This is a genomic window from Delftia sp. CH05 (assembly GCF_009827015.1).
GTDB classification, from domain to species: Bacteria; Pseudomonadota; Gammaproteobacteria; order Burkholderiales; family Burkholderiaceae_C; genus Comamonas; species Comamonas tsuruhatensis.
On sequence record NZ_WUMG01000001.1, the window covers coordinates 60,869 to 85,164 of the forward strand.

At 65.4% G+C, this 24,296-nt stretch carries 25 protein-coding genes; 9 read left to right on the forward strand and 16 right to left on the reverse strand.

Translation table 11 applies throughout. The annotated features are described in order from the left end of the window. Positions 1–3: 3 nt before the first annotated feature. Complete coding sequence (locus GRX31_RS00260) at positions 4–582, reverse strand: TMEM165/GDT1 family protein (protein ID WP_034348253.1); 579 nt, start codon at positions 580–582, stop codon at positions 4–6. A gap of 493 nt (positions 583–1,075) precedes the next feature. Here GRX31_RS00260 and GRX31_RS00265 point away from each other — a divergent pair, with 493 nt between their 5' ends. After that, a complete protein-coding gene (locus tag GRX31_RS00265; protein ID WP_016447246.1) occupies positions 1,076–1,441 on the forward strand; it encodes an RNA recognition motif domain-containing protein in 366 nt (121 codons plus the stop codon). 255 nt (positions 1,442–1,696) lie between these two features. After that, on the forward strand, positions 1,697–2,227 hold the full coding sequence (locus GRX31_RS00270) for an RNA recognition motif domain-containing protein (RefSeq protein ID WP_074921147.1): 531 nt from the start codon (positions 1,697–1,699) through the stop codon (positions 2,225–2,227). Between the two features lie 103 nt (positions 2,228–2,330). Here the strand turns inward: GRX31_RS00270 and GRX31_RS00275 are convergent, their stop codons facing one another. From GRX31_RS00275 to GRX31_RS00290, 4 genes are read right to left on the reverse strand one after another with little or no spacing between them, the layout of a single operon-like run. After that, positions 2,331–3,131: an SDR family oxidoreductase gene (locus GRX31_RS00275; RefSeq protein ID WP_016447248.1), complete on the reverse strand. Its 801-nt coding sequence runs from the start codon at positions 3,129–3,131 to the stop codon at positions 2,331–2,333. Positions 3,132–3,172: 41 nt separating this feature from the next. After that, the gene (gene lptC / locus GRX31_RS00280; RefSeq protein ID WP_016454197.1) at positions 3,173–3,790 is read right to left on the reverse strand and encodes an LPS export ABC transporter periplasmic protein LptC; all 618 of its coding nucleotides are present in this window, start codon (positions 3,788–3,790) and stop codon (positions 3,173–3,175) included. Then, a complete protein-coding gene (locus GRX31_RS00285; protein ID WP_016454196.1) occupies positions 3,787–4,347 on the reverse strand; it encodes a KdsC family phosphatase in 561 nt (186 codons plus the stop codon). Before GRX31_RS00285 ends, lptC begins: the two co-directional genes overlap by 4 nt. Then, on the reverse strand, positions 4,347–5,348 hold the full coding sequence (locus GRX31_RS00290; protein ID WP_016447251.1) for a KpsF/GutQ family sugar-phosphate isomerase: 1,002 nt from the start codon (positions 5,346–5,348) through the stop codon (positions 4,347–4,349). Before GRX31_RS00290 ends, GRX31_RS00285 begins: the two co-directional genes overlap by 1 nt. Positions 5,349–5,442: 94 nt before the next feature. On the opposite strand from GRX31_RS00290, the gene GRX31_RS00295 reads away from it, so the two are divergent. Beyond that, the gene (locus GRX31_RS00295) at positions 5,443–6,000 is read left to right on the forward strand and encodes an adenine phosphoribosyltransferase (protein WP_016454194.1); all 558 of its coding nucleotides are present in this window, start codon (positions 5,443–5,445) and stop codon (positions 5,998–6,000) included. A gap of 17 nt (positions 6,001–6,017) precedes the next feature. On the opposite strand, the gene GRX31_RS00300 is transcribed toward GRX31_RS00295, so the two are convergent. The 7 genes from GRX31_RS00300 to rpmH all read right to left on the reverse strand — a co-directional run bounded on the left by GRX31_RS00300 (position 6,018) and on the right by rpmH (position 11,852). After that, positions 6,018–6,755 (reverse strand): hypothetical protein, encoded by a 738-nt coding sequence (locus tag GRX31_RS00300; RefSeq protein ID WP_016447253.1) that lies wholly within the window; start codon positions 6,753–6,755, stop codon positions 6,018–6,020. Between the two features lie 177 nt (positions 6,756–6,932). Continuing rightward, the gene (locus GRX31_RS00305; RefSeq protein ID WP_016447254.1) at positions 6,933–7,412 is read right to left on the reverse strand and encodes a Crp/Fnr family transcriptional regulator; all 480 of its coding nucleotides are present in this window, start codon (positions 7,410–7,412) and stop codon (positions 6,933–6,935) included. 222 nt (positions 7,413–7,634) lie between these two features. Further along, on the reverse strand, positions 7,635–9,056 hold the full coding sequence (gene mnmE / locus GRX31_RS00310) for a tRNA uridine-5-carboxymethylaminomethyl(34) synthesis GTPase MnmE (protein WP_016454193.1): 1,422 nt from the start codon (positions 9,054–9,056) through the stop codon (positions 7,635–7,637). A gap of 100 nt (positions 9,057–9,156) precedes the next feature. Beyond that, entirely contained in the window at positions 9,157–10,866 is a 1,710-nt protein-coding gene (gene yidC / locus GRX31_RS00315; RefSeq protein ID WP_016447256.1) for a membrane protein insertase YidC, read from the reverse strand. Beyond that, positions 10,863–11,153: a membrane protein insertion efficiency factor YidD gene (gene yidD / locus GRX31_RS00320; RefSeq protein WP_016447257.1), complete on the reverse strand. Its 291-nt coding sequence runs from the start codon at positions 11,151–11,153 to the stop codon at positions 10,863–10,865. Before yidD ends, yidC begins: the two co-directional genes overlap by 4 nt. Further along, on the reverse strand, positions 11,150–11,659 hold the full coding sequence (locus tag GRX31_RS00325) for a ribonuclease P protein component (protein WP_047217511.1): 510 nt from the start codon (positions 11,657–11,659) through the stop codon (positions 11,150–11,152). Before GRX31_RS00325 ends, yidD begins: the two co-directional genes overlap by 4 nt. 58 nt (positions 11,660–11,717) lie before the next feature. Continuing rightward, a complete protein-coding gene (gene rpmH, locus GRX31_RS00330) occupies positions 11,718–11,852 on the reverse strand; it encodes a 50S ribosomal protein L34 (protein WP_012207856.1) in 135 nt (44 codons plus the stop codon). A gap of 414 nt (positions 11,853–12,266) precedes the next feature. Between rpmH and dnaA the strand changes: the two genes are divergently transcribed. The 3 genes from dnaA (at position 12,267) to gyrB (ending at position 17,695) form a co-directional block, all read left to right on the forward strand. Then, a complete protein-coding gene (gene dnaA / locus GRX31_RS00335; RefSeq protein WP_016447259.1) occupies positions 12,267–13,673 on the forward strand; it encodes a chromosomal replication initiator protein DnaA in 1,407 nt (468 codons plus the stop codon). Positions 13,674–13,794: 121 nt separating this feature from the next. Further along, positions 13,795–14,913 (forward strand): DNA polymerase III subunit beta, encoded by a 1,119-nt coding sequence (gene dnaN, locus GRX31_RS00340; RefSeq protein ID WP_016447260.1) that lies wholly within the window; start codon positions 13,795–13,797, stop codon positions 14,911–14,913. Between the two features lie 202 nt (positions 14,914–15,115). Beyond that, a complete protein-coding gene (gene gyrB, locus GRX31_RS00345) occupies positions 15,116–17,695 on the forward strand; it encodes a DNA topoisomerase (ATP-hydrolyzing) subunit B (RefSeq protein ID WP_016447261.1) in 2,580 nt (859 codons plus the stop codon). Between the two features lie 81 nt (positions 17,696–17,776). Here the strand turns inward: gyrB and GRX31_RS00350 are convergent, their stop codons facing one another. Together GRX31_RS00350 and GRX31_RS00355 are read right to left on the reverse strand one after the other, a co-directional pair. Then, on the reverse strand, positions 17,777–18,922 hold the full coding sequence (locus tag GRX31_RS00350) for a CaiB/BaiF CoA transferase family protein (protein ID WP_160850982.1): 1,146 nt from the start codon (positions 18,920–18,922) through the stop codon (positions 17,777–17,779). A gap of 94 nt (positions 18,923–19,016) precedes the next feature. Beyond that, the gene (locus GRX31_RS00355) at positions 19,017–19,937 is read right to left on the reverse strand and encodes a LysR family transcriptional regulator (RefSeq protein ID WP_074921252.1); all 921 of its coding nucleotides are present in this window, start codon (positions 19,935–19,937) and stop codon (positions 19,017–19,019) included. 126 nt (positions 19,938–20,063) lie between these two features. On the opposite strand from GRX31_RS00355, the gene GRX31_RS00360 reads away from it, so the two are divergent. The 3 genes from GRX31_RS00360 (at position 20,064) to GRX31_RS00370 (ending at position 22,039) form a co-directional block, all read left to right on the forward strand. Beyond that, the gene (locus GRX31_RS00360) at positions 20,064–21,035 is read left to right on the forward strand and encodes a tripartite tricarboxylate transporter substrate binding protein (protein WP_099751006.1); all 972 of its coding nucleotides are present in this window, start codon (positions 20,064–20,066) and stop codon (positions 21,033–21,035) included. Positions 21,036–21,046: 11 nt separating this feature from the next. Beyond that, positions 21,047–21,511 (forward strand): MaoC family dehydratase, encoded by a 465-nt coding sequence (locus GRX31_RS00365; RefSeq protein WP_160850985.1) that lies wholly within the window; start codon positions 21,047–21,049, stop codon positions 21,509–21,511. Between the two features lie 129 nt (positions 21,512–21,640). Then, positions 21,641–22,039 carry a YkgJ family cysteine cluster protein gene (locus GRX31_RS00370; protein ID WP_013799932.1) on the forward strand — a complete coding sequence of 133 codons (399 nt, stop codon included), beginning with the start codon at positions 21,641–21,643 and terminating at the stop codon, positions 22,037–22,039. A gap of 7 nt (positions 22,040–22,046) precedes the next feature. Here GRX31_RS00370 and GRX31_RS00375 read toward each other — a convergent pair whose 3' ends face one another. Both GRX31_RS00375 and GRX31_RS00380 read right to left on the reverse strand, forming a co-directional pair. After that, positions 22,047–23,447 (reverse strand): sensor histidine kinase, encoded by a 1,401-nt coding sequence (locus tag GRX31_RS00375; RefSeq protein WP_013799933.1) that lies wholly within the window; start codon positions 23,445–23,447, stop codon positions 22,047–22,049. A gap of 4 nt (positions 23,448–23,451) precedes the next feature. Then, the gene (locus GRX31_RS00380; protein ID WP_017407046.1) at positions 23,452–24,156 is read right to left on the reverse strand and encodes a response regulator transcription factor; all 705 of its coding nucleotides are present in this window, start codon (positions 24,154–24,156) and stop codon (positions 23,452–23,454) included. Between the last annotated feature and the right edge of the window lie 140 nt (positions 24,157–24,296).

Here is a 24,296-nt window from a genome sequence, read left to right on the forward strand (position 1 = left end):
TCATTATGCCAAAACGCCTGCCCCCGGAAGGAACAGGGCCAGCACGCCCAGCACCAGGAAGATCACGGCCGAGATCACATGCACCAGCCGGATGGGCACGCGCTTGACCAGCTTGTCGCCCAGCCACACCACGGGAGCGTTGGCCAGCATCATGCCCAGCGTGGTGCCGGCCACCACCCACAGGTAGGCGTTGTACTTGGCCGCCAGCATCACGGTGGCAATCTGCGTCTTGTCGCCCATCTCGGCCAGGAAGAAGGCCACCAGCGTCGTGCCGAAGACGCCCCAGCGCGAATGCCCGGAGACCTCGTCCTCGTCGAGCTTGTCGGGGATCAGCATCCAGACCGCCATGGCGATGAAGGACAGGCCAAGAATCCAGCGCATGGCGTTCTCGCCAAGATAGCTGGTGATCCAGGCGCCCACGGCACCGGCCAGCGCATGGTTGACCAGGGTGGCCACGAAAATGCCCGCAACGATGGGCCAGGGTTTGCGAAAACGCGCGGCGAGCACCAGCGACAGCAGCTGGGTCTTGTCCCCCATCTCGGCAAGCGCGACGACGGAGGTTGAAATCAGGAAGGCTTCCATGGTGTGGGGATTTATCCGGCCGGATAGAGCACGCATTGACCACGCTCCGACTCCGGCCTTTGGATCGGTGCGCGGTCAATGGTCTCGATCGGTCACACGCAGCATTGCACTGCGCGCCGCATACGCCATAGGCCAGCGAAGGCCCAAGTTTGTTGACGCATGCATCCGGCTGCTGAGCCGAACGATCTACTCCCCAAAGACTGAGCCGGCGATCATAGCAGCCCTCGGATCTGCATGCCGGCCCCCACTGCCGCCAAGGCACTTGCTTATGCGCTGCCGCAATTTCAGGGTAACTCCCAGGGGCATTCTGTGGCGGGCACGACGAATTTTTGCGAAACAGTAATAACGTGCGAAAACTTCTGCCACATAATGGGCGAGCTTTCGTTCGGGCTTCGGCTCAATGAGTGCTAGTGCGTTTGCGTCTCTAACGTTGTCATCCCGTGTTGACTCCCTAGGGCTCCATCGCGTTTTCCAGTTTTTTCAGGAGTCCTCCATGGGCAACAAGCTTTACGTCGGCAACCTGCCGTACACCTTCCGTGACAGCGATCTGGAGCAAGCCTTCAGCGAATTCGGCGCCGTTAACAGCGCCAAGGTAATGATGGAGCGCGACACCGGCCGTTCCAAGGGTTTCGGCTTCGTCGAAATGGGCAGCGATGCCGAAGCACAAGCTGCTATCCAAGGCCTGCACGGCCAAAACCGCGGCGGCCGTGACCTGGTGGTCAACGAAGCCCGCCCGATGGAGCCCCGCGCTCCCCGTAGCGGCGGCTTCGGCGGCGGCTTCGGTGGTGGCGGCGGTGGCGGCTTCGGCGGTGGCAACCGCGACGGCGGCTACGGCGGTGGCCGTCGCAACAGCTACTAAGCTCTCGCTTAGAGCATGCGTTAGCAAAAAAAGGGGCCCTCCGGGCCCCTTTTTTGTTGCCAAACGTTATCAGCTTGTGTTTTCGAGCATTTATCTTTTTGATTTTTGTGCTTCATAATTTAGTTTCGGGCAGACCCGTTCGAACGCTATGTGTTTAGGAAGGTTGGCCAGGCTCTTGTATACAAGGAACCTGATGTCTGTGCGTCCTGAAGCCGAGCGCAAACCAGTGAGCATTGAGGAGTTGAGGAGTTTTTGATGGGCAATAAGCTTTACGTCGGCAACCTTCCCTATGGTGTGCGTGACAACGACTTGGAGCAGGCATTCAGCCAGTTCGGCGCTGTCACCAGCGCCCGGGTCATGATGGAGCGCGACACAGGCCGTTCCAAGGGATTCGGGTTTGTCGAGATGGGCAGTGATGCCGAGGCTCAGGCTGCCGTTCAGGGCATGAATGGCCAGCCATTGGGCGGACGCAGCCTCGTGGTAAACGAAGCACGTCCCATGGAGCCTCGCCCCCCGCGTTCGGGCGGCTTTGGCGGCGGTGGCGGCGGCTATGGCCGTGGTGATGGTGGCGGCGGCGGCGGTTACGGTGGCGGTGGCCGCGGTGATGGCGGTGGCTACGGACGCGGTGACGGTGGCGACCGTGGCGGCTATGGCCGTGGCGACGGCGGCGGTGGCGGCGGCTACGGCGGTCGTGGCGACGGCGGATTCCGCAGCCCTTATGGCTCCGGCCCCCGCAATGGCGGCCGTGGCGGCGGCTGGGGAAACAACAATAACAACGGGGAATGAGATCCACGGTTCTCAGTGTTACCCCGAATCAAAAAGGCTCCTTCATGGAGCCTTTTTTACGCACAAGATGCGTGCATGAGCATATTCCGAACGGCAATGGGCATCAGGGATTTTCCAAATGCCGATGTTTGCGCTTCCGTCCTACAAGCAGCCTGTCGAATATCGCGTTGGGGAGAATTTTCATCAACCGCCCCACCCAGGCCATTTGCCATGGAATGATGACCAGACTGCGGCGAGCTTCAATGGCACGCCAGGCCCTTGCGGAAAACTCCTGCGGCTCCAATAGGAATGGCATGCCATAGCGGTTACCACGCGTGAGGGGTGTATCCACATAGCCAGGAAGCAATGTCGTGACTTTTACGCCACTACTGCGCAATTCACCGCGAAGGCTTTCGCAATAGGCAATGACTGCAGCCTTGCTGGCGCAATAAGCGCCGTGTCCTGGCAGGCCGCGCAGCCCGGCCACACTGGAAATTCCGACCAGTTGCCCGCTTCCACGCTGCACCATGGGTGCGATGAAGGGGTGGAAGCTGGCCACAACCCCCATCGTGTTGACGGCCAGCACCTGCTGCATGGTGTCGATGTCCTCGCGCATCGAGGTGTCCACGCCCCAGCTGACGCCAGCATTGGCGATCACGACATCGGGCAGGCCCTGCTGCTGCTCGCAGCGCCGGGCGGCGGCGATGATGCTGTCAGGCACGCCCACATCAGCCTCGTAGAGGGCGAAACGCGAGGAGTCCAGGCCCTGTTGCGCAGCCCATTGCGCCATCACGTCGCCGCGCCGAGCCACCAGCGCCAGCGACCAGCCTTGCTGGTAGGCGTGCCAGGCCAGGGCCTGGCCTATGCCGCTGGATGCGCCGGTGATGAAGGCCAGGGGTGCCGGGCTGCGCGAGGATGTCGTCATGGCTTGTTCTCCATCGGCACGCCTGCGCTTGCGCTGGCGCCTTACTTGGTCCTGGAAGGCTGCAGGGTGCCGCGCACGCGGCCCTGCAGTTTCATGACCAGATCCAGGTTGCTGTAGTGCATGCTGTCGGCCGTGAAGCGGTCCTTGCCACGGGTCAGCACCACGGGCTGGTTGGAACTCACGCGCTCCTCGTTGGGCCAGGCGTGCAGGAATTCGCCCTGGAATTGCAACTGCGGCTGCGGCTGTTTACCTGCTGTCACAAATGGCTCTCGCGTGACGATGGCATTGCCGAACATCTGCACCTCGGAACCATCGGCATTGCTCAGCGCCCGGTTCGCACTGCCGCGCGTGATGCGGCCTTCGGGCGAGACCGCGAACATGCGGACGTTGTCGATTTCAAGCGTGTCGGTATCGGGATAGTGGCGGCCCATGCTGCCCTCGATCTGGCTCTTCAGACGCCCCGTGGCATCGAAGCTCTTGATCGAGAAATCCTTCATGAAATAGTCGGGCTCGTGCGCCACGGCCTTTTCGGTGCCGCTGGCCAGGGGCTGCGGCGCATTGCGCACCAGCCACCAGGTGCCCAGCGCCAGCAGGCCCATCAGCAGCACGGGCAGGTACAGGGAAAGCCGGTCACCGACGCGGCGCCAGGCCTGGGTCATGATGCGTATTCCGCCAGCAGCCCGGCATAGGCGCCACGCGCGGCCAGCAGCAGGTCGCACAGCTGGCGCACCGCTCCTTCACCGCCGCTGCGCGGCGTGACCCAATCGGCCACGGCCAGCACTTCGTCATGGGCGTTGGCCGGTGCGCAGGCGAAGGCGGAGCGCCGCATCACGGGCAGGTCCGGCCAGTCGTCGCCCATGGCTGCCGCCTGGTGCCATTGCAGGCCCAGCTCCTTCAGGATGGCCTCGGCGGCAGGCACCTTGTCTTCCGTGCCAAAGCGCGCATGCGTGACGCCCAGATTGCTCAGCCGCAGGCGAAGCGCGGGCGAATCGCGGCCCGTCACCACGGCGGGCGTGATGCCAGCCTTTTGCAGCAGTTTCAGACCATGGCCGTCCAGCGTGTTGAAGCGCTTGAGCACTTCGCCTTCGCCAGAGAACAGCAGGCCGCCATCGGTCAGCACGCCATCGACATCGAAGAATGCCACCCGCACGTCCTGCGCCAGCAGCAGCAGCGGTGCGTCCCAGTTCTGCACGGGCGTCAAGGGAGCGCGTGCCATCAGATTACCTTGGCGCGCATCAGGTCGCGGATATGGACCACGCCGCGCAGCTGGTGCTGCGCATCGGCCACCAGCACGGCGGTGATGCCGTGCTCCTCCATCATGCTGGCGGCGTCGACGGCCAGCGCGTCTTCGGCGATGGTGCGGGGGCCCTTGTGCATGACATCGCCGGCCTGCAGCGCGCGCAGGTCGGTGCCGGCCTCGACACGGCGGCGCAGGTCTCCGTCGGTGAAGATGCCTTGCAGCACGCCTGCCGCATCGACGATGGCCGAGCAGCCCAGGCCCTTGGCGCTCATCTCGCGCATCAACTCGACAAAGCTGGCATCGGCCCCGACCTTGGGCAGCTCTTTGCCGCTGCGCATGACATCGCGCACATGGGTCAGCAGCTTGCGGCCCAGCGCGCCGCCCGGATGGGAGCGCGCAAAGTCCTCGGCGCCAAAGCCGCGTGCATCGAGCAGTGCCACGGCAAGGGCGTCGCCCATGGCCATCTGCGCGGTGGTGCTGGCCGTGGGTGCCAGGTTCAAAGGGCAGGCCTCGCGCTCCACACGGGTGTCCAGCACCCAGTCGGCATGGCGGGCCAGCGTGGACTGCGCGCCGCCGGTCATGGCCACCAGGGGTATGCCCTGGCGCTTGATGGCAGGCAGCAGCACGGTGAGTTCATCGGCCTCGCCGCTGTTGGACAGCGCCAGTACCAGATCGATGCCGGTCACCATGCCCAGGTCGCCATGGCTGGCCTCGCCCGGATGCACGAAGAAGGCGGGAGTGCCCGTGGATGCCAGGGTGGCCGCCACCTTGCGCCCGACGTGGCCACTCTTGCCCATGCCCATCACGACGACGCGGCCGGACAGGCTCAGGATGCGCTGCACCACTTCACCGAACACGCCATCCAGGCGCTGCGACATGGCAAGAAGGGCATCGGCCTCGATGCCCAGGGTGTCGCGGGCCAGGCGCAGGACCCTGGACGTATCCAGCGCATTCAAGGTGGCAGCATCAGAATTCATCTGGAAGATTTTAGGCGGTCTGGCTACCCGGCGGCGGCCCCCATCGGGCGTCTGGGTACACTGGCCCGTTCTTTCCAGCCCCCGATCCAGCGCCATGCACACCACCCTCAGCGTCAACGACTACCTGCGATCGCACATACGCACCGTGCCCGACTGGCCGGCGCCCGGCGTGCAGTTCCGCGACATCACGCCGCTGCTGCAGGATCCCCAGGTCTTTCGCGTGATGACCGACGCCTTCGTGCACCGCTACATGCAGCGCGGCATGCGCCCCGACGTGGTGGCAGGGCTCGATGCACGCGGCTTCATCCTGGGTGCCGTGGTGGCCCACGAGCTGGGCGTTGGCTTTGTGCCCATCCGCAAGAAGGGCAAGCTGCCGTTCACCACGGTGGAGGAAACCTATGAGCTCGAATACGGCAGCGCCACGGTGGAGCTGCACACAGATGCCGTCAAGACCGGCGATCGCGTACTGCTGATCGACGACCTGATCGCCACCGGCGGCACCATGATGGCCGGCAAGAGATTGCTGGAAAAGCTGGGCGCCACGGTGATCGAGGGCGCGGCCATCGTGGATCTGCCCGAACTGGGCGGCTCCACCCTGCTGCACGATGGCGGCCTGCCGCTGTTCACGCTGGTGGATTTCGCCGGCCACTGAATCAGGGCGGCGCCCGGTCAGCGCAGTTCGCCGTACTGGGTGACACCCAGGTCCAGATGGTCCAGCGTGCTGTGGTGAAAGTCCGCGCCGCGTTCGCCTGCGCCCGGCCCGAGCAAGGGGCCCGAGCGGCGCACGCCGGCGGGCGCCGCAGCTGCAGAGCCCGCACCACGGGCTGCAGCGGGCATGGCCGCCACGGCCATCTTGAAGGCGGCCATTTCCTGGTCGTCTATGGGCTCGAACGGCGCCGTGTCCTGCCTGCGGCGCTGGGGCGCCACGGCCTCCATCGCAGCCACGGCGGGGACGGCCACGGGCTGGACGGGACGCGGTGTGCGCACGGCCACGGAATGCACCTGGGCCTGGGCGGCAGCGTTCTGGTCGCTGACCCGCCAGTACACGGCTGTCACGACCGCGCCCATGCGGGCCTTGGCCGCCTGGGCCAGCATGGCCTCGATCTCGCTGAGCCGAGCGGTTTCGCTGGCATAGGCCCGTGCCAGGTCCATCATCACCACGAAGCGCTGGCCCACGCTGTCCAGCGAGAGCACCTTGAACTTGTAGCTGGCCGACAACACCCCGGCACGCACCATGACATCGCGCACCACGCCATAGAGCTGCTCACGGCGCTCGGACCGCTCGCTGCGGCGCCCGGCCGCGACGGCATCACGGCGTGCCGCGGGGTTGGCCTGGCCATCGTTTCCAGGCGAACCACGGCCCTGTTCGGGCAAAGGCTTGCGGGAAAACCAGTTGAACACAGACATGGGGGCTCTCATTGTCACGAATAGTCACAAACTCGCGGCATTGTGCCTGCAACTTGGCGACATTTTGAGCACAGGTGTTGCAAAAACCGCTGTATCAATTTGTCGCAGAGCAAAGCCCGGTCTGTAATCCCACCCGGCCCCCGGAGAGCCTTCGCCCAAGTGCCGTTCAGGTGCTGCTCAGGTGCTCGCCACCCGGCGGCGGCTGTCCACCGCGCGTCGCGCCAGGACCTGGCCGGCGGCCATGACCAGGGCCAGCGCCACCCCGGGCTGGCGGTTGCTGAGTTCGGCGAAGCGCATGGCCGTCAGGCACCACAGGCGCCCCGGCGCGGCAGCCTGCACGGTGGCGTGGCGCGCGCGGTGCGCGAAGAAGGCGCCCTCGCCCAGGATGGAGCCCGGACCGACGATGGCCAGGCGGATGCGCTCCTTGGCATCCTGGTAGTGCACGCTGAGGCTGCCGGACTCCACGAAGTACAGATTGCGGTCCAGCGAACCTTCGGCAAACAGCAGCTCGCCCGCGGCCAGAGTGACGGGCACCAGGTAAGGTGCCAGCAGATCCCACTGCTCCGAGGTCAGCGCGTTCTGCACACCGTCGACAGCCACGGCCGACGACATGGCCTGGGCCAAGGGCCGCAAATCATTGTGGGAGGAAGAAGACATGGCGGATCCGGTTCGAAGTGGGCCGCGTACCCGCTCCGGGACGGCACCCGGCGACAGGCAGCGGCAAGGGCCGCTGCGGCACGCCGCATGCTAAGCGACGGCAGCGTGCACGCCAATGCCGGCGCGTGGGTTTTCGACGGCAAATTTTGTAGCAAAAGATAAATATTGCCGCCATCCCATCAGCCGTGCTGGGCATGCCGCGCTCAGCCCGCATCCCCTCTGTCACTTGCCAATGCAAAAGCTCGAGAAGATCACACCCAGCAGGTCATCCGAGCTGAATTCCCCGGTGATGGAGTTCAGCGAGACCTGGGCCAGGCGCAGTTCCTCGGCCAGCAGGTCCAGATGGGCGGCCTGGGCCGCCAGCTGCAGCTCGGCCTCTTCCAGGTGCGCGGCCACGGCCTGCAGCGCCTCCACATGGCGTGCGCGCGCCAGGTACAGGCCTTCGGGAGCGGACTGCCATCCGGCCACATCCAGCAGGCGCCGGCGCAGCGCATCCAGGCCGTCGCCAGTGCGTGCCGACAGCGCCACGCTGCCTTCGCGCCCGCCATGCGCCTGCAGCTGGGCCGGCTCGGCGCGATCGGTCTTGTTCCAGACATCGATCACGGGCACCTGGCCCGGCAGCTTCTGGGCCAGGGTTTCGGCGATGGCCGCGTCTGCGGCCAGATAGTCGTTGTCGCCCATGCGCGTGAGGTCGTGCAGGAAGAGCACGGCATCGGCCGCAGCGATCTCCTCCCAGGCGCGGGCGATGCCGATGCGCTCGACTTCGTCACTGCTCTCGCGCAGGCCGGCTGTGTCTATCACGTGCAGCGGCACGCCCTCGATCTGGATGGTCTGCTGCACCTTGTCGCGCGTGGTGCCGGCGATGGGCGTGACGATGGCCAGCTCGGCACCGGCCAGCGCATTGAGCAGCGAGCTCTTGCCCGCATTGGGCTGCCCTGCGATCACGACCTTGATGCCTTCGCGCAGCAGCGCACCCTGGTGGGCGCGCGACAGCACCTGGTCCAGCTTGCCGCGCAGCCGCGCGAGCTGGCCGCTGGCATCGGCCTTTTGCAGGAAGTCGATCTCTTCCTCGGGAAAGTCCAGCGTGGCCTCGACCAGCATGCGCAGGTGCACCAGCGCATCGCGCAGGCCATGAATCTCCTCGGAGAAGGCTCCCGACAGCGAGCGGCTCGCGCTGCGCGCGGCGGCCTCGGTGCTGGCGTCGATCAGGTCGGCAATGGCTTCGGCCTGGGCCAGATCGATCTTGTCGTTGAGAAAGGCACGTTCGGTGAATTCCCCAGGCTGGGCCAGGCGCAGGCCAGGCAGTACGCTGCGATGGCCTTCGAGAGGCTCTTGCGCCGCCTCCAGGCAGCGTGCCAGCAGCAGCTGCAGCACGACCGGGCCGCCGTGGGCCTGCAGCTCCAGCACGTCCTCGCCGGTGTAGCTGTGCGGCGCCGGGAAGAACAGGGCCAGGCCGTGGTCTATGGGTCCGCCTGCGGCATCGCGCAACGGCAGGTAGGTGGCCTCGCGCGGCTTGAGGTCGCGCCCGCACAGCACCCGCACCAGCGGCGCCACCCCCTTGCCGGAGACGCGCACGATGCCCACGGCGCCGCGCCCCGGAGCGGTGGCGATGGCGGCAATGGGGTCGTTGTGGCGGGGCAGCATGGATGGAGCTTTCTTGGGAAGGGATTTCAGGCCGCCGATGATAGGCCGCCCATGAAAAAAGCCCGCCGAAGCGGGCTTTGGAGCCAGGGCCTTCGCAGGCTTACTTGGCAGGCTTGGTCTTGCCGAAGTTGGGCAGATTGAACTGCGGCGGCACGCCCATGCGGGTGTTGATGATCCACTGCTGGGCAATGGACAGGATGTTGTTCGTCAGCCAGTACAGCACCAGGCCGGCCGGGAAGAAGAAGAACATCACGCTGAAGACCAGGGGCATGATCCACATCATCTTGGCCTGCATCGGATCCGGCGGAGCGGGGTTCAGCGCGGTCTGCAGCAGCGACGACAGGGTCATCAGCACGGGCAGGATGAACAGCGGGTCCTTGGCCGACAGGTCGGTGATCCAGCCGATCCAGGGCGCGTTGCGGATTTCCACGCTGGACAGCAGCACCCAGTACAGCGCGATGAACACCGGGATCTGGATGATGATGGGCAGGCAGCCGCCCATGGGGTTGACCTTTTCCTCGCGGTAGATGCGCATCATCTCCTGCTGCATCTGCTGGGGCTTGTCCTTGAGGCGCTCGCGCATTTCCATGATGCGCGGGTTGATGGCCTTCATCTTGGCCATCGAGGAGTAGGCCTTGGCATTGAGCCAGTAGAAGGCGATCTTCAGCAGCAGCACCAGGGCCACGATGGACCAGCCCCAGTTGCCCAGGAAACCGTGCAGCTTGTCCAGCAGCCAGTAAAGCGGCTTGGCCAGGATGGTCAGCCAGCCATAGTCCTTGACCAGCTCCAGGCCGGGGGCCAGAGCCTCCAGGCGCTTTTCGATCTGGGGTCCGGCAAACAGGCGCGCTTCCACGCTCTTGCTCTGGCCGGGCTCGATGGTGCCCACGGGCGTGATCATGCCGACGGCGTAGAGGTTGCTGTCCACCTTGCGCAGGAAGTTCTCGCGCTGCACGCCTTCGGCCAGCAGCCAGGCGCTGGCGAAGTAATGCTGGACCATGGCCACGTAGCCGCCCGAGGACGACTTCTCGACGCTGGCCTTGCCGTTTTCGATGTCCTTGAACTCGACCTTCTGGTACTTCTTCTCGTCGGTGTAGACGGCCGGGCCCGTGAAGGTGGAGTACATGGTGGACTCTTCGCCTTCGGGCTTGTTGCCGTCGCGCACCAGCTGCAGGTACAGCTGCGGGTTCACGGCAGTCGTGCCGGTGTTCACCACTTCATGGCGCACGCCGATGTCGTAGGCACCGCGCTTGAGCGTCCAGATCTTGACCAGCTTCACGCCGCCCATGTCGGGCGACTCGAAGCGAAGCTCCATCTGGTCCTCGCCGTCCTTGAGCTCGCGTGCACCGGGCAGCGCGGTCATGGTCGTCTTGTGCGTGGGGAAACCGCCGCCGATCAGGCCCGACTGGCCCAGATACACACGGTGCACGCTCTCGTCGAACAGCACGACCGGCTTGTCCTTGTGGGCGGAATCGGCGTACTTGAGCAGCTCGGCATGGCGCAGCGTGCCGCCCTGGCTGTCGAAGGTCAGGCGCAGCACGTCGGTGCTGATGGTCACGTTCTGGCGCGGGGCAGCCTCGGGCGCGGCAGCGCCGCCAGGCACTTCGCCGGCACCGGCCGTTGCCGCAGTCGCTGCCGAGGGCACGCTGGCGTCGCCGGGCGCCTTGCCCGTTTCAGGTGCCGGGGCCGTGGCCACGGCCGGCGCGGGGAAGAAAGTGGCCTTCTTGCCGTTGTGCACTTGCCATTTGTCCCATAGCAAGACCAGCGAAAAGCCAAATATCACCCACAGGATGGTGCGGCGAATATCGTTCATGAAGACTTCTTAGGTGAGGAAGGTTGGGTGTTTTCGGGCGCAGCCGTCAGGCTGGTGAACAGCCTGGGCTTGTGCTCTGGCACAGGGTCATGCCCCCCGTCACACCACGGATGACAGCGCGCCAGTCGGCGCAGTGTCAGGTAGGAGCCTACCGCAGCGCCGTGTTGCTCCAGCGCTTCAAGGGAATAGGCAGAGCAGGTCGGCGTGAAGCGGCAGGCCGAGCCCAGCCAGGGACTGAGCATCAGCCGATAGCCACGCACCAGCGCCATCAGCAGCCGCTGCATCATGGCGTGGCTCCGGCAGGCTCGCCAGCGGCAGCGGCCGGCTCCTGCGCTGGCTGAGGCAACCCGGGTGCCGGCTGCGACAGGCGTTTCGCGGCATGGGCGAACAGCTGCTGCAGCTCGGCACGAACCGCCTGCTTGAGCACATCGGACGTGGCGCTCACGAACTGGCGCCGGTCAAAGCCCGAGCGCAATCGCACCACATGCGCGCCATGGAGCATCAAGGCCTCGTGCTCGCCGCCCACGGCGTAGATCTGCCGCTTGATGGTGTGGCGTGTCACCGATCGGCGCGCCCAGCGCTTGGGCACCATGGCACCCAGCCAGGCATCCCGGCGCACCGCGCCAACGCCGAACAGGGCCTGCGGATCTTGCGATCCGGGCCCTGTCGGTGGCGGCATGGCAGCGACCTGCTCCGTCAGAACGAGACGGTGCAGGGCGAAGTGCGCGGTACGCGAAACCGTACCGGCAGCCATGGCGGCCTGAAACTGCGGACGTGTTTTCAGCCGTTGCATTCCAGCACCCCTTTCAGGGGTTCAGTGCAGCGAGCAAACCGCCCAGCAATGGCTGGCCTTAGACGGCCAGACGCTTGCGGCCCTTGGCGCGGCGAGCGTTGATCACGGCGCGGCCGCCCTTGGTCTTCATGCGGACCAGAAAGCCGTGGGTGCGGGCGCGACGGGTCTTGGAGGGTTGGTAAGTACGTTTCATGTTGGTTCCTAGAGAAGGTTCAGTTTTGCACCGGTCCCGTATCCGGCACGCTACACGCAGTGCAGCCAGCAGCCGCCACAAAGGCAAACCGCCAGGCCACCTGCCAAAAATCTGCACGATGCACTTGCCATGTGCGGCCAGGAGCGCGAACCGGGAAGGTTTCGCCCAAGGCAACCAGCAGCAGCATGCAGACCCGATGCAGACGGGCGGGACATATCACCCTGAACACATTCAGGGAAACCCGCGATTATCACAGCGTTGCCCACTTGATGCAATGCCCTTCGAACCCGAAGGATGCCTGCCCATTTTGCGACAGGGCAGAGGACAAGCTCCTGATATTTTGTGGATAACTTCCGCAAAAGCTACAATGGCAGCCTCGCAACAGTTCCTCCTATCCACAACTAGACTTCGACAATGACAGAGGAACCTACGAACGATGCAGGCCAGGGCCTGTGGCAAGTCTGCGTTGAGCAACTGGGGCAGGAAATGCCTGAGCAGCAGTTCAACACCTGGATCAAGCCCCTGACCGCGCACGTCGCCGAAGACTTCTCCAAAGTCACCGTCTACGTGGCCAACCGCTTCAAGCTCGACTGGATCCGCGCCCAATATGCAGGCCGAATCTCGGCCATGCTGGAGTCGCTCTATGGCCAGCCGGTGACACTTGAGTTAGCGCTCGCTCAACGGGAAAGCGTTGTGCGTACTTATGTTCGCCCATCTTCCAGCGAGCGCTCGGCCCCACCGGAAACCATTGTCACCTCGGTGCCCACGGTCACTGGCGAAGACGCGGCAGCGCCGGTCTTCCGTACGCGCCTGAACGCCGCGCTGACCTTTGAAACCCTGGTGGAAGGCACGGCCAACCGCATGGCACGCTCGGCCGCCATGCATGTGGCGGGCTCGCCCGGCCACCTGTACAACCCGCTGTTCATCTACGGCGGCGTGGGCCTGGGCAAGACCCACCTGGTGCATGCCGTGGGCAACAAGCTGCTGGCCGACAAGCCCGACGCGAAAGTTCTCTACATCCACGCCGAGCAGTTCGTCTCGGATGTGGTCAAGGCCTACCAGCGCCGCACTTTTGACGAATTCAAGGAGCGCTACCACTCGCTGGATCTGCTGCTGATCGACGATGTGCAGTTCTTCGCCAACAAGGACCGCACGCAGGAGGAGTTCTTCAACGCCTTCGAGGCCCTGCTGGCCAAGAAGAGCCACATCGTGATGACCTCGGACACCTATCCCAAGGGCCTGGCCAACATCCACGAGCGGCTGGTCTCGCGCTTCGACTCCGGGCTGACGGTGGCCATCGAGCCGCCCGAGCTGGAGATGCGCGTGGCCATCCTGATCAACAAGGCCCGCGCCGAGAACGCCGAGATGCCCGAGGAAGTCGCCTTCTTCGTGGCCAAGAACGTGCGCTCCAACGTGCGCGAGCTCGAAGGCGCGCTGCGCAAGATCCTGGCCTATTCGCGCTTCAACCAGAAGGAAGTCTCCATCCAGCTGGCCCGCGAGGCCCTGCGTGATCTGCTGTCCATCCAGAACCGCCAGATCAGCGTGGAAAACATCCAGAAGACGGTGGCCGACTACTACAAGATCAAGGTGGCCGACATGTACAGCAAGAAGCGCCCGGCCAGCATTGCCCGGCCGCGCCAGATTGCCATGTACCTGGCCAAGGAATTGACCCAGAAGAGCCTGCCCGAGATCGGCGAGCTGTTCGGCGGACGCGACCACACCACCGTGCTGCACGCGGTGCGCAAGATCGCCGGCGAACGCCAGCAGCTGACCGAGCTGAACCAGCAGCTGCACGTGCTGGAGCAAACTCTCAAAGGTTGATGAAAACTCCCCCGTTCAGGCCCTGCGTACGCGGCAAAATGGGGGATTCGAGCGGCAAGAGGGGGCTCATGTGTGAGCCGCCGCTCCCACCGAGACCCGCATCCTTAAATCAGAGGTTGACATGATCGTCCTGAAAGCCACACAAGACAAAGTTCTCGCGGTCCTGCAATCGGTGTCCGGCATCGTCGAACGCCGCCACACGCTGCCCATCCTGGCCAACGTGCTGATCAAGAAGACCGGCAACGCATTGCAGCTGACCACCAGCGACCTGGAAATCCAGATCCGCACCACCGCCGAACTCGGCGGCGACACCGGCGACTTCACCACCACCGTGGGCGCGCGCAAGCTGATCGACATCCTCAAGACCATGCCCGGCGACCAGACCGTGAGCCTGGAGACCCAGCAGGCCAAGATGGTGCTCAAGGGCGGCAAGAGCCGCTTCACGCTGCAGACCCTGCCGGCCGAGGACTTCCCGCTGGTGCAGGAGGCTGCGGCCTTCGGCCCTTCCTTCAGCGTGCCGCAGAAGGTGCTCAAGGACCTGCTGGGCCAGGTCTCCTTCGCCATGGCCGTGCAGGACATCCGCTACTACCTCAACGGCATCCTGTTCGTGGCCGAGGGCAAGCAGCTGTCCCTGGTGGCCACCGACGGCCACCGACTGGCCTTTGCAAGCAGCCAGCTGGACGTGGAAGTGCCCAAGCAGGAAGTGATCCTGCCGCGCAAGACCGTGCTGGAGCTGCAGCGCCTGCTGTCGGATGCCGGCGGCGAGAACCAGCCCCACATCGAGATGCAGTTCGCCAACAACCAGGCCAAGTTCACCTTCGGCGGCATGGAGTTCGTGACCAAGCTGGTCGAGGGCAAGTTCCCCGACTACAACCGCGTCATCCCGCGCAACCACACCAACAGCGTGACCCTGGGCCGCGCCCCGCTGCTGGCCAGCCTGCAGCGCACGGCCATCATGACCAGCGACAAGTTCAAGGGCGTGCGCCTGACGGTGGAGCCCGGCACCTTGCGCGTGGCCTCCAACAACGCCGAGCAGGAAGAGGCCATGGACGAGCTGGACATCGACTACGGTGGCGACACCATCGAGATCGGCTTCAACGTCACCTACCTGATCGACGCCCTGTCCAACATGGGCCAGGACATGATCAGGATCGACCTGCAGGACGGCAACAGCTCGGCGCTGCTGACCATCCCCGAGAACGACAGCTTCAAGTACGTCGTGATGCCGATGCGCATCTGAGCGCGCGCCACACCTACCCGATGCCTGACACATTGCGCAGCCCCTGCACCCGCCGCCCGGTGGCACAAGCCGGTGCAAGGCGCGCAACCACCCTATCCGACTCGTAGCCCGCAGCGCGCGTCCCTACGCACCGCGCCAGCGGCCGAATCGAACATTTTCAAGCGAAGCGACAGCTTCCGACGGAACTACCCCAGGGCCTTCCATGACCGACGAGAACAAGCCAGAAAACCAGACCATTGCCCCCGAAGGCTCAGACTCCAGCGGCTATGGCGAAGGCGCGATCCAGATCCTCGAAGGCCTGGAGGCCGTGCGCAAGCGCCCCGGCATGTACATCGGCGACACCTCCGATGGCACGGGCCTGCACCACCTGGTCTTCGAAGTGGTGGACAACTCCATCGACGAAGCCCTGGCCGGCTACTGCGACGACATCCTGGTCACCATCCATGCCGATGGCTCCCTGTCCGTCATCGACAACGGCCGTGGCATCCCCACGCGCGTGAAGATGGACGACAAGCACGAGCCCAAGCGCTCGGCGGCCGAAATCGCCCTCACCGAACTGCACGCGGGCGGCAAGTTCAACCAGAACAGCTACAAGGTCTCGGGCGGCCTGCACGGCGTGGGCGTGTCCTGCGTGAACGCACTGTCCATCTGGCTCAAGCTCAGCGTGCGCCGCGACGGCGAAGTCTACGAGATCGACTTCTCGCGCGGCCAGGTGCAGAACCGCCCCATCGAGATCGTGGACGGCGTCGAGGTCTCACCCATGCGCGTGGTCGGCAAGAGCGACAAGCGCGGCACCAAGGTCCACTTCCTGCCCGACACGGAAATCTTCACGCAGAACCATGAGTTCCGCTACGAGATCCTGGCCAAGCGCCTGCGCGAACTGTCCTTCCTGAACAACGGCGTGCGCATCCGCCTCAAGGACGAGCGCGACGGCCGCGAGGACGACTTCTCCGGCGCCGGCGGCGTCATGGGCTTCGTGCAGTTCATCAACGCCAACAAGAAGGTGCTGCACCCCACCGCCTTCCACGCCAACGGCACGCGTCCTGCGGAAAGCTACGGCGGCATCCCCGGCACCGAGATCGGCGTCGAAGTCGCCATGCAGTGGAACGACAGCTATGCCGAGCAGGTGCTGTGCTTCACCAACAACATCCCGCAGCGCGACGGCGGCACCCACCTGACGGGCCTGCGCGCCGCCATGACGCGCGTGATCGGCAAGTACATCGAGCAGAACGAGCTGGCCAAGAAGGCCAAGGTCGAGGTCAGCGGCGACGACATGCGCGAAGGCCTGTGCTGCGTGCTGTCCGTGAAGGTGCCCGAGCCCAAGTTCAGCAGCCAGACCAAGGACAAGCTGGTCTCCAGCGAAGTGCGCGCGCCCGTGGAGGACATCGTCGCCAAGGCGCTGACCGACTACCTGGAGGAAAAGCCCAACGACGCCAAGATCCTGTGCAGCAAGATCGTCGATGCCGCGCGTGCCCGCGAGGCCGCGCGCAAGGCCCGCGAGATGACGCGCCGCAAGGGTGTGCTCGACGGCATGGGCCTGCCCGGCAAGCTGGCCGACTGCCAGGAAAAGGACCCGGCGCTGTGCGAGATCTACATCGTCGAGGGTGACTCCGCCGGCGGCTCCGCCAAGCAAGGTCGCGACCGCAAGTTCCAGGCCATCCTGCCGCTGCGCGGCAAGATCCTGAACGTGGAAAAGGCCCGCTACGAGAAGCTGCTGTCCAGCAACGAAATCGTCACCCTGATCACGGCCCTGGGCACCGGCATCGGCAAGGCCACGGCCGAATCGGGCAAGAGCGGCAGCGACGACTTCGACCCCAACAAGCTGCGCTACCACCGCATCATCATCATGACCGACGCGGACGTGGACGGCGCCCACATCCGCACCCTGCTGCTGACCTTCTTCTACCGCCAGATGCCGGACCTGGTCGAGCGCGGCCACATCTACATCGCCCAGCCGCCGCTGTACAAGGTCAAGAACGGCAAGGAAGAGCTGTACATCAAGGACGGCCCCGCGCTCAACCAGTACCTGCTGCGCATCGCGCTGATGAACGCCAGCGTCAGCACCGGCGGCGCCAACCCGCGCACGCTGGACGGCGAGGAACTGGCCAAGCTGGCCAACATGCACCTGGCTGCCGAGACCGTCATCGACCGCCTGTCCAACTTCATGGATGCCGAGGCCCTGCGCGCCATCGCCGACGGCGTGCAGATCACGCTGGATAGCATCGAGGCGGCACAGGCCTGCGCCCCCATCCTGGAGGCCAAGCTGCGCGAGTTGACCACCACGGGCGTGCCCGCCGAGGTCACGGCCGAAATCGATCCGGTCTCCGAAAAGCCCGTGCTGCGCATCAGCCGCCACCACCACGGCAACATCAAGAGCTCCATCCTCACCCAGGAGTTCGTGCGCAGCCACGACTACGCCGCGCTGGCCGACGAAGCCCAGAACTTCAACGGCCTGCTGGGCGAAGGCGCCAAGGTCACGCGCGGCGAAGGCGAGAAGGCCAAGAGCGACAAGGCCACCGACTTTCGCCAGGCCATGCAATGGCTGCTGCACGAGGCCGAACGCACCACGGCCCGCCAGCGCTACAAGGGCCTGGGCGAAATGAACCCCGAGCAGCTGTGGGAGACCACCATGGACCCCACCGTGCGCAGCCTGCTGCAGGTGCAGATCGGCGACGCCATCGAGGCCGACCGCGTGTTCACCATGCTCATGGGCGACGAGGTGGAGCCGCGCCGGGACTTCATCGAGACGAATGCGCTGCGGGCGGGCAATATCGACGTCTGATCCAGCCGAACGGCACACTGCAAAAAGCGCTCTGCAAGGAGCGCTTTTTTCATGGCCGGACCTTGGCGCCCCTGGTCATGTTCACCGCCCGCCAAACTCCTCCCACAGCGCCTGCGTATGCTCGCCCAGCGCGGGCACGGCGCCCATGGCGGCTTCGGCATCCGACAGCGTGGCCGGGGGCAGCAGGGCCTGGATGCTGCCGGTGGGCGTGGCCACCTCGCGCCAGCGTTCACGCGCCTGCAGCTGGGGATGGTCCCAGACCGCGTGCATGTCGTTGAGCGGCGCGTTGGCGATGCCGCCTGCATCCAGGCGCTGCATGGCCTGTTCGCGGCTCAGGGGGGCCAGCGCGGAGGCAATCACCGCATCGAGTTCCTTGCGGTGCGCCACGCGCTGCAGGTTGGTGGCAAAGCGCGTGTCCTGCGCCAGCGCGGGCTGCTGCAGCACATGGGCGCAGAAGCTGTGCCATTCGCGGTCGTTCTGCAGGCCGAAGATCAGGCTCTGGCCATCACCGGCCGTGTACTGGCCATAGGGCGCGATGGAAGGGTGGGTCAGCCCGCTGCGCGCAGGCGCCGTGCCGCCGTAGTGGGCGAAGTTCAGCGGGTAGGACATCCATTCGGCCAGCGCCTCCAGCATGGACACCTCCACGCGCAGGCCCCGGCCGGTGCGGGCGCGCTGCAGCAGGGCGGACAAAATGCCCGAGTAGGCATACATGCCGGCCGCGATGTCAGCGATGGAAATGCCCACGCGCGCGGGATGGTCGGGCGTGCCCGTGACCGAGATCAGGCCGGCTGCCGCCTGGATCAGCAGGTCATAGGCCTTCCTGTCACTGAGCGGGCCGCCCTCGCCATAGCCCGATATATCGCAGACGATGAGACGCGGATATTTCTCATGCAGGCTGTCGAAATCCATGCCCATTCTCTGCATGGCACCCGGGGCCAGGTTCTGGATCAGGATATCGGCGTTTTCCAGTATTTTCCCGACGATATGCTGCCCCTCGGCAGTCTTGATATCCGCAGCCAGGCTTTGCTTTCCCCGATTGGCCCAGACAAAAAAGGATGATTCACCATGGACCTTGTCGTCATAGCCCCGTGCAAAATCCCCATCGGGCAATCGCTCCAGCTTGATGACCCTGGCACCCAGGTCCGCCAGCTGCCGGCTGGCAAAAGGCCCTGCCACGGCGTGTTCCATGGCCAATACCGTCAAACCATCCAATGGGCGTGTCTGCATTTTCTTGAACGAGGCGAATATTCGATTCGCCGCATTCTAGAAGTGCGACCATCACCCAGCCAGTCGGCATTTTCTAAGCGGAATTCCAAATCTTCTAAGACAGGGATTCCTGCACGGCGCCTTCCTCGGGCAAAGGCTGGGCCGCCACATAGGCCACGAAATCGCGGGCATAGGCGGGCAGGGTTTCGGGTTCGCGCGTGACCACCTTCTGCTCGCGCTGCGCCCAGGCCTCGTCCAGGCCCACGGCAGCCAGCCTGCGCGCCTGCAGCGCCGGCCGGGCAATGGAGCGCGGCACCAGCGCAATGCCCACGCCTTCCTGCACGCACTGCAGCACGGCCTCGAATGTTGGTGCGTGCACACGTACCCTTGGATTCATGCCCAGCCTGGAAGCCATGCCTTGGAGGTAGAGGAAGTTGCTGGTCTTGCGGCCGATCGAGACCAGGTCGTAGGTCAGCGCGGTTTCCAGCGGCACCCTGCTGCTGGCGGCCAAGGGGTGGCCAGCGGGCACCACAAACACCAGTTCATCGTGGCCATAGGTGATGGCGTGCAGGCCATGCAGATCGATCTGGCCGGCCACCAGGCCCACATCGGCACTGCCGTCGAGCAAGGCGCGCACCGTGTCTTCGCTCAGGCGCTCCTCCAGGTCCACATTGACGTTCGGATAATGGGCCAGATAACGGCTGAGCACGGGCGCAATTCCCGTCAGCGTGCTGCTGTTGGCAAAGACGCGGATATGGCCCGATATTCCGTTGATGTGTCTTTGCATTTCTCCGTGCAAGCGGTCCACGCTGCCAAAAATGGAATCGGCGTATTTCTTGACCGTCATTCCTGCCGGGGTCAGCACCATGCCTTTGGACGTTCTTTCAAACAGCGATGCACCCATGGCCTGCTCCAGATTCTTGAGCCGGTAGCTGGCAGATGGCGCCGTCAAATGCATTTCAGCCGCGCCTGCGCTGAGGCTTTTGGCCTGGGCAATGGCAAGGAAAACCCTGAGATCCGTCAATTCATATCGCATCCGTTGCATGCCCGCCGGGAGCATTTCCTTGGTGTTAGACGGTTTCTAACCGCCCTATCAATGATTCGACTGGCTGCATTGGCCGCGCATTTCTATAGTCGGCGCCAGGAGACAACGGAGAAAATTATGGACTTCAAGACGGCAAGACGCCAAACCCTTCTCACCGCCCTGCTTCTGGCCGCCGGCGCGGCCGCAGCGCAGGACTATCCGGCGCGCCCCATCAAGCTGGTGATTCCCTACGCGGCAGGCGGCCCCACCGACACCTTTGGCCGCGCCATGGCCGATGTCTGGAGCCAGAAGCTGGGCACGCCCGTGGTGATCGAGAACCGCACGGGCGCCGGCACCCTGGTGGGCACGGAGGCGGTTGCCAAGGCAGCCCCTGACGGCTACACCCTGCTGCTGACCACGGTGGCGCATGCCGTCAATCCCTACATCCACGACAAGCTGGGCTACCGCACGGAGGAAGACTTCGCGCCCGTGGGATTGCTCGCCAGGGCGCCGCTGGTGCTGGTGGTGGACAAGCGGCTGCCCGTGCAGAGCCTGCCGGATTTCCTGGCCTATCTGCGGGCGCGGCCCGGCCAGGTCAACTATGCCTCGGCGGGCGTGGGCAGCGCTCCGCATCTGGGTGCGGAGCTGCTCAACCTGATGGCGGGAACCCGGGCCCAGCATGTGCCCTACCGGGGCAGTGCGCCGGCCATACAGGACCTCATCGGCGGGCACCTGGCCTTCATGCTGGACAGTGCGCCCACGGGCCTGGCCCAGGTCAAGGCGGGCACGGTGCGCCTGCTGGCCACCACCATGGCCCAGCGCCTGCCGCAGACGCCCGACACGCCTGCCATTGCCGAGCAGGTGCCCGGCTACGAGGCCTATACCTGGAACGCCGTGTTCGCCCCCGCAGGCACGCCGCCAGCGCTGATTGCCCGCCTGCAGTCCAGCCTGCAGGCCACGGTGGACGATGCCGGGCTGCAGAAAAAGGCCTACGACATGGGCCTGGTGCTGGAAAAGCAGCCGCGCCCCCAGGCGCTGGCCGCCTTCCTCAAGCAGGAGCTGGACAAATGGGGCAAGGTCGCCCGGGCCGCCCACATGAGCGCGAACTGAGGAGAGTCGCCATGCCACGCCACCCATCCCTGTGCGCCCAGCGCTACTTTGACGACTTCGCGCTGGGCGAGGTCTTCGCCCTGCCCTCGCGCACCATGACCGATGCCCTGTTCGCCGCCTTCCAGCTGGCCAGCGGCGACAACCATCCCGTGCACTACGACGTGGAGTACTGCCGCGCGCGCGGCATGCCCCACATGCTGGCCCACGGCTACCAGGTGGCCATACAGACGGCGGCAGGCGCCGGCCTGTTCCCACACATGGTCGAGGAATCGCTCAAGGGCTTTCTGGAGCAGGGCAGCCGCTTCCTGGCCCCTGTCTATGTGGGCGACACGCTGTACTGCACGCTGACGGTGTCCGAGCTCAAGCCCGGCAACACCACGGGCGTGCTGACCCTGGCCACCGAGGTGCTGAACCAGCGCGCCGAGCGGGTGTCCGACGGGTTTCAGAAATACCTGCTGAGGAAGCGGCCGGCCTGAAGGCCAGGGGATGGATGCAGGGGCAGCGTCTCCCAAAGACCCGCCCCCTCGCTTGGCTACGCCGGCGCGGCAACCGCCGCCGGGCTTTCTGGCGAAAAATAGCGGCCCTGCACACGCCCATCCCCCACCATGAGATCCCCCATCAGCATCGTCGACGTCGACCGCCTCGACTCCTGGAGCAAATACAAGCCCGGCATGTGCGACAGCTGTGCGGCCAACTGCTGCACCATGCCGCTGGAGGTGCAGCTGCCCGATCTGGTGCGGCTGGAGCTGGTGGATCCGTTCGAGGTGGACAACGTGGAGCCCAAGCTCATCGCCAAGCGGCTGATGAAGATGCGCTTGATCGACCACTACAACCCCAAGCACAACATCTTCACCATGGCGCGGCGCGCCAGCGGGGACTGCAATTTTCTGGATGCCAAGTCGCGGCGCTGCACGGTCTACGACAAGCGGCCCGAAACCTGTCGCCTGCACCCCAAGAAGGGCCCCAAGCCCGGCTTTTGCGCCTACGGTCACAAGGACCGCTGAAACGGCTTCAGGCCGTGGGCAACCCGGGCAGCCAGATGCGCGCCTGCAGGCCCGGATGCATGTTCTCGAAGCCCAGCTTGCCGCCGTGCAGCTGCACGATGGCCAGCACGCTGGCCAGGCCCAGGCCATAGCCTTCGCGGTCCGATTCGGCGCGGTAAAAGCGGGTGCTCATCTTCTCGCGCGTCTGCGCGTCCACACCGGGGCCTCGGTCCTGCACGATGATTTCCACGCCCCAGGCGCCGCCGTCCATGCCGTGTTCGTGGGCCACGCCCGCGCGCAGCAGCATGTCGGCGCCGTGGTCGCTGTCGGGCAGTGATCCGTACTTGATGGCGTTGTCCACGAGGTTGGCCACGGCGCTGGCCAGCAGGTCGCCGTCACCCAGCGCCATGGGCGTGCCCTCGACCTCCAGGCGCAGCACGCCGCCTGCGTCCTCGACCAGCGGTTCGTAGAACTCCACCACGTCGACCAGCAGGGCACGCAGGTCCACGGGCGCGAAGTTCTTGCGGCTGGCGCCGCTTTCCACTTCGGCAATCTGCAGCAACTTGTCGAAGACCACGCCCAGCTCGGCCACTTCCTGGGCCACCAGCGCCAGCGTCTCGTTCTTTTCCTCGGGCGTGGCCTGCTGGGCATTGCGCAGGCGCAGCAGGATGCGCGTCAGCGGCGTGCGCAGGTTGTGGGCGATGGTGTTGGAGACATGGCGTATGCCGTCCATCAGCAGTTCCAGCCGGTCCAGCATGGTGTTGATGTCGCGGTTGAGCAGCGTGAACTCATCGTCGCGGCGCGTGACCGGAATGCGCTGGCGCAGGTCGCCCGTGGCCACGCGCGCCATGGTGCTGCGGATGTCGGCGGCCCGCTCTTCCACCACGCGCCGGAAGGCCCCGGCGCCCAGTACGGCCATGCCCAGGGCCACCAGGCCGGCCAGCAGGCTGGCGCGGCCGAACAGCTCCTCCACATCGCTTTGCACCTGCATGTCGCTGCCCACGGCCAGCAGCTTGCCGTCGGACAGCTGGGCCACGGCCACGCGGCCCGCGATGATGCGGCCGTTGCGCCGCACCTTGAGATCGCGCACGCCCATCTCCGTCAGGCGGCGTGCGGGCACCACGTCGGCGTTGCCGATGATGGGATTGCCGTCGCCATCCATGAGGATGAGGATTTCGGTATCGGTGTTGACGCCGTCCAGCAGGGTCTGCTGGATCTCGGCCTCCAGCGCGGGCTCGCCGTACTTGTCGCGGTGCTCGACCAGGCGGCGCATGTGGTTCTCGGCCTGCCGGTCCATGCGCATGCGCAGCACGCCCACGGTCTGCACGTAGAACACCGACAGCACGATGGACATGGTCAGCACCAGCAGCACGCCGTAGGTCAGCGCCAGCCGGAAGGCCGTGGAGCTCCAGGGCTTGGCCAGCGACATGGGATCAGGCCACCTGCGGCAGGTCCTGCGGCCGGTCCGACAGGCTGTAGCCCACGCCGCGCACGGTGTGGATCAGCGCGGGCTCGAAGCCCTTGTCCACCTTGCCGCGCAGGCGGCTGATGTGCACGTCGATGACATTGGTCTGCGGGTCGAACCGGTAGTCCCACACCGACTCCAGCAGCATGGTGCGCGTGACGATCTGGTGCGCGTGCTGCATCAGAAAGGCCAGCAGGCGGAACTCGCGCGGCTGCAGCGCCAGCGGCTGGCCCGCGCGCTCGGCGCTGCGCGTGAGCAGATTCAACCGCAGGTCGGCCAGGCGCATCTCGCGCGCAGGGGCCGGGATCTGGGCGCGGCGCACCAGGGCCTCCAGGCGTGCCGAGAGTTCGGAGAAGGCAAAGGGCTTGGTCAGGTAGTCGTCGCAGCCGGCCTTGAGGCCGCGCACGCGCTCGTCCGTGGCCGACAGGGCGCTGAGCACCAGCACCGGGGTCTGCTTGCCCATGGAGCGCAGCGTCTGCAGGATCTGCAGGCCGTCGAAGCCATTGGGCAGCATGCGGTCGAGGATGATCACATCCCAGCTCTCGCCCACGGCCATGGCGATGCCCTGCACACCATCGCTGCACACCGCCACCTGCGCGCCCTGCTGGCGCAGGCCTTCGGCGATGTAGCGCGCGTTCAGCGCGTCGTCTTCGATGATGAGATAGCGGTACATGCGGGCGGCAGGGCCTGACTCGAAACTGAGGCAGACACTATACGGCGCGCCAGACTCCGCCGAGACCGGTGGGGGTGCCGGCATGTTGACCACCTCTTTCCAGGTAGGGGCAGGGCCGCGCGGCATCCCAGAGCACCGCG

What these genes read in the sequence shown, in the direction of transcription:
- GRX31_RS00270 (WP_074921147.1), top strand. Translation starts at nt 1,697, where the DNA reads ATGGGCAATAAGCTTTACGTCGGCAACCTTCCCTATGGTGTGCGTGAC.
- lptC (WP_016454197.1), bottom strand. Translation starts at nt 3,790, where the DNA reads ATGACCCAGGCCTGGCGCCGCGTCGGTGACCGGCTTTCCCTGTACCTG.
- GRX31_RS00285 (WP_016454196.1), bottom strand. Translation starts at nt 4,347, where the DNA reads ATGGCACGCGCTCCCTTGACGCCCGTGCAGAACTGGGACGCACCGCTG.
- GRX31_RS00370 (WP_013799932.1), top strand. Translation starts at nt 21,641, where the DNA reads ATGAGATCCCCCATCAGCATCGTCGACGTCGACCGCCTCGACTCCTGG.
- GRX31_RS00300 (WP_016447253.1), bottom strand. Translation starts at nt 6,755, where the DNA reads ATGTCTGTGTTCAACTGGTTTTCCCGCAAGCCTTTGCCCGAACAGGGC.
- GRX31_RS00290 (WP_016447251.1), bottom strand. Translation starts at nt 5,348, where the DNA reads ATGAATTCTGATGCTGCCACCTTGAATGCGCTGGATACGTCCAGGGTC.
- GRX31_RS00305 (WP_016447254.1), bottom strand. Translation starts at nt 7,412, where the DNA reads ATGTCTTCTTCCTCCCACAATGATTTGCGGCCCTTGGCCCAGGCCATG.
- yidD (WP_016447257.1), bottom strand. Translation starts at nt 11,153, where the DNA reads ATGATGCAGCGGCTGCTGATGGCGCTGGTGCGTGGCTATCGGCTGATG.
- dnaN (WP_016447260.1), top strand. Translation starts at nt 13,795, where the DNA reads ATGATCGTCCTGAAAGCCACACAAGACAAAGTTCTCGCGGTCCTGCAA.
- gyrB (WP_016447261.1), top strand. Translation starts at nt 15,116, where the DNA reads ATGACCGACGAGAACAAGCCAGAAAACCAGACCATTGCCCCCGAAGGC.
- GRX31_RS00380 (WP_017407046.1), bottom strand. Translation starts at nt 24,156, where the DNA reads ATGTACCGCTATCTCATCATCGAAGACGACGCGCTGAACGCGCGCTAC.
- GRX31_RS00295 (WP_016454194.1), top strand. Translation starts at nt 5,443, where the DNA reads ATGCACACCACCCTCAGCGTCAACGACTACCTGCGATCGCACATACGC.
- GRX31_RS00260 (WP_034348253.1), bottom strand. Translation starts at nt 582, where the DNA reads ATGGAAGCCTTCCTGATTTCAACCTCCGTCGTCGCGCTTGCCGAGATG.
- GRX31_RS00355 (WP_074921252.1), bottom strand. Translation starts at nt 19,937, where the DNA reads ATGCGATATGAATTGACGGATCTCAGGGTTTTCCTTGCCATTGCCCAG.
- yidC (WP_016447256.1), bottom strand. Translation starts at nt 10,866, where the DNA reads ATGAACGATATTCGCCGCACCATCCTGTGGGTGATATTTGGCTTTTCG.
- GRX31_RS00265 (WP_016447246.1), top strand. Translation starts at nt 1,076, where the DNA reads ATGGGCAACAAGCTTTACGTCGGCAACCTGCCGTACACCTTCCGTGAC.
- GRX31_RS00375 (WP_013799933.1), bottom strand. Translation starts at nt 23,447, where the DNA reads ATGTCGCTGGCCAAGCCCTGGAGCTCCACGGCCTTCCGGCTGGCGCTG.
- GRX31_RS00365 (WP_160850985.1), top strand. Translation starts at nt 21,047, where the DNA reads ATGCCACGCCACCCATCCCTGTGCGCCCAGCGCTACTTTGACGACTTC.
- rpmH (WP_012207856.1), bottom strand. Translation starts at nt 11,852, where the DNA reads ATGAAACGTACTTACCAACCCTCCAAGACCCGTCGCGCCCGCACCCAC.
- mnmE (WP_016454193.1), bottom strand. Translation starts at nt 9,056, where the DNA reads ATGCTGCCCCGCCACAACGACCCCATTGCCGCCATCGCCACCGCTCCG.
- dnaA (WP_016447259.1), top strand. Translation starts at nt 12,267, where the DNA reads ATGACAGAGGAACCTACGAACGATGCAGGCCAGGGCCTGTGGCAAGTC.
- GRX31_RS00360 (WP_099751006.1), top strand. Translation starts at nt 20,064, where the DNA reads ATGGACTTCAAGACGGCAAGACGCCAAACCCTTCTCACCGCCCTGCTT.
- GRX31_RS00275 (WP_016447248.1), bottom strand. Translation starts at nt 3,131, where the DNA reads ATGACGACATCCTCGCGCAGCCCGGCACCCCTGGCCTTCATCACCGGC.
- GRX31_RS00325 (WP_047217511.1), bottom strand. Translation starts at nt 11,659, where the DNA reads ATGCAACGGCTGAAAACACGTCCGCAGTTTCAGGCCGCCATGGCTGCC.
- GRX31_RS00350 (WP_160850982.1), bottom strand. Translation starts at nt 18,922, where the DNA reads ATGCAGACACGCCCATTGGATGGTTTGACGGTATTGGCCATGGAACAC.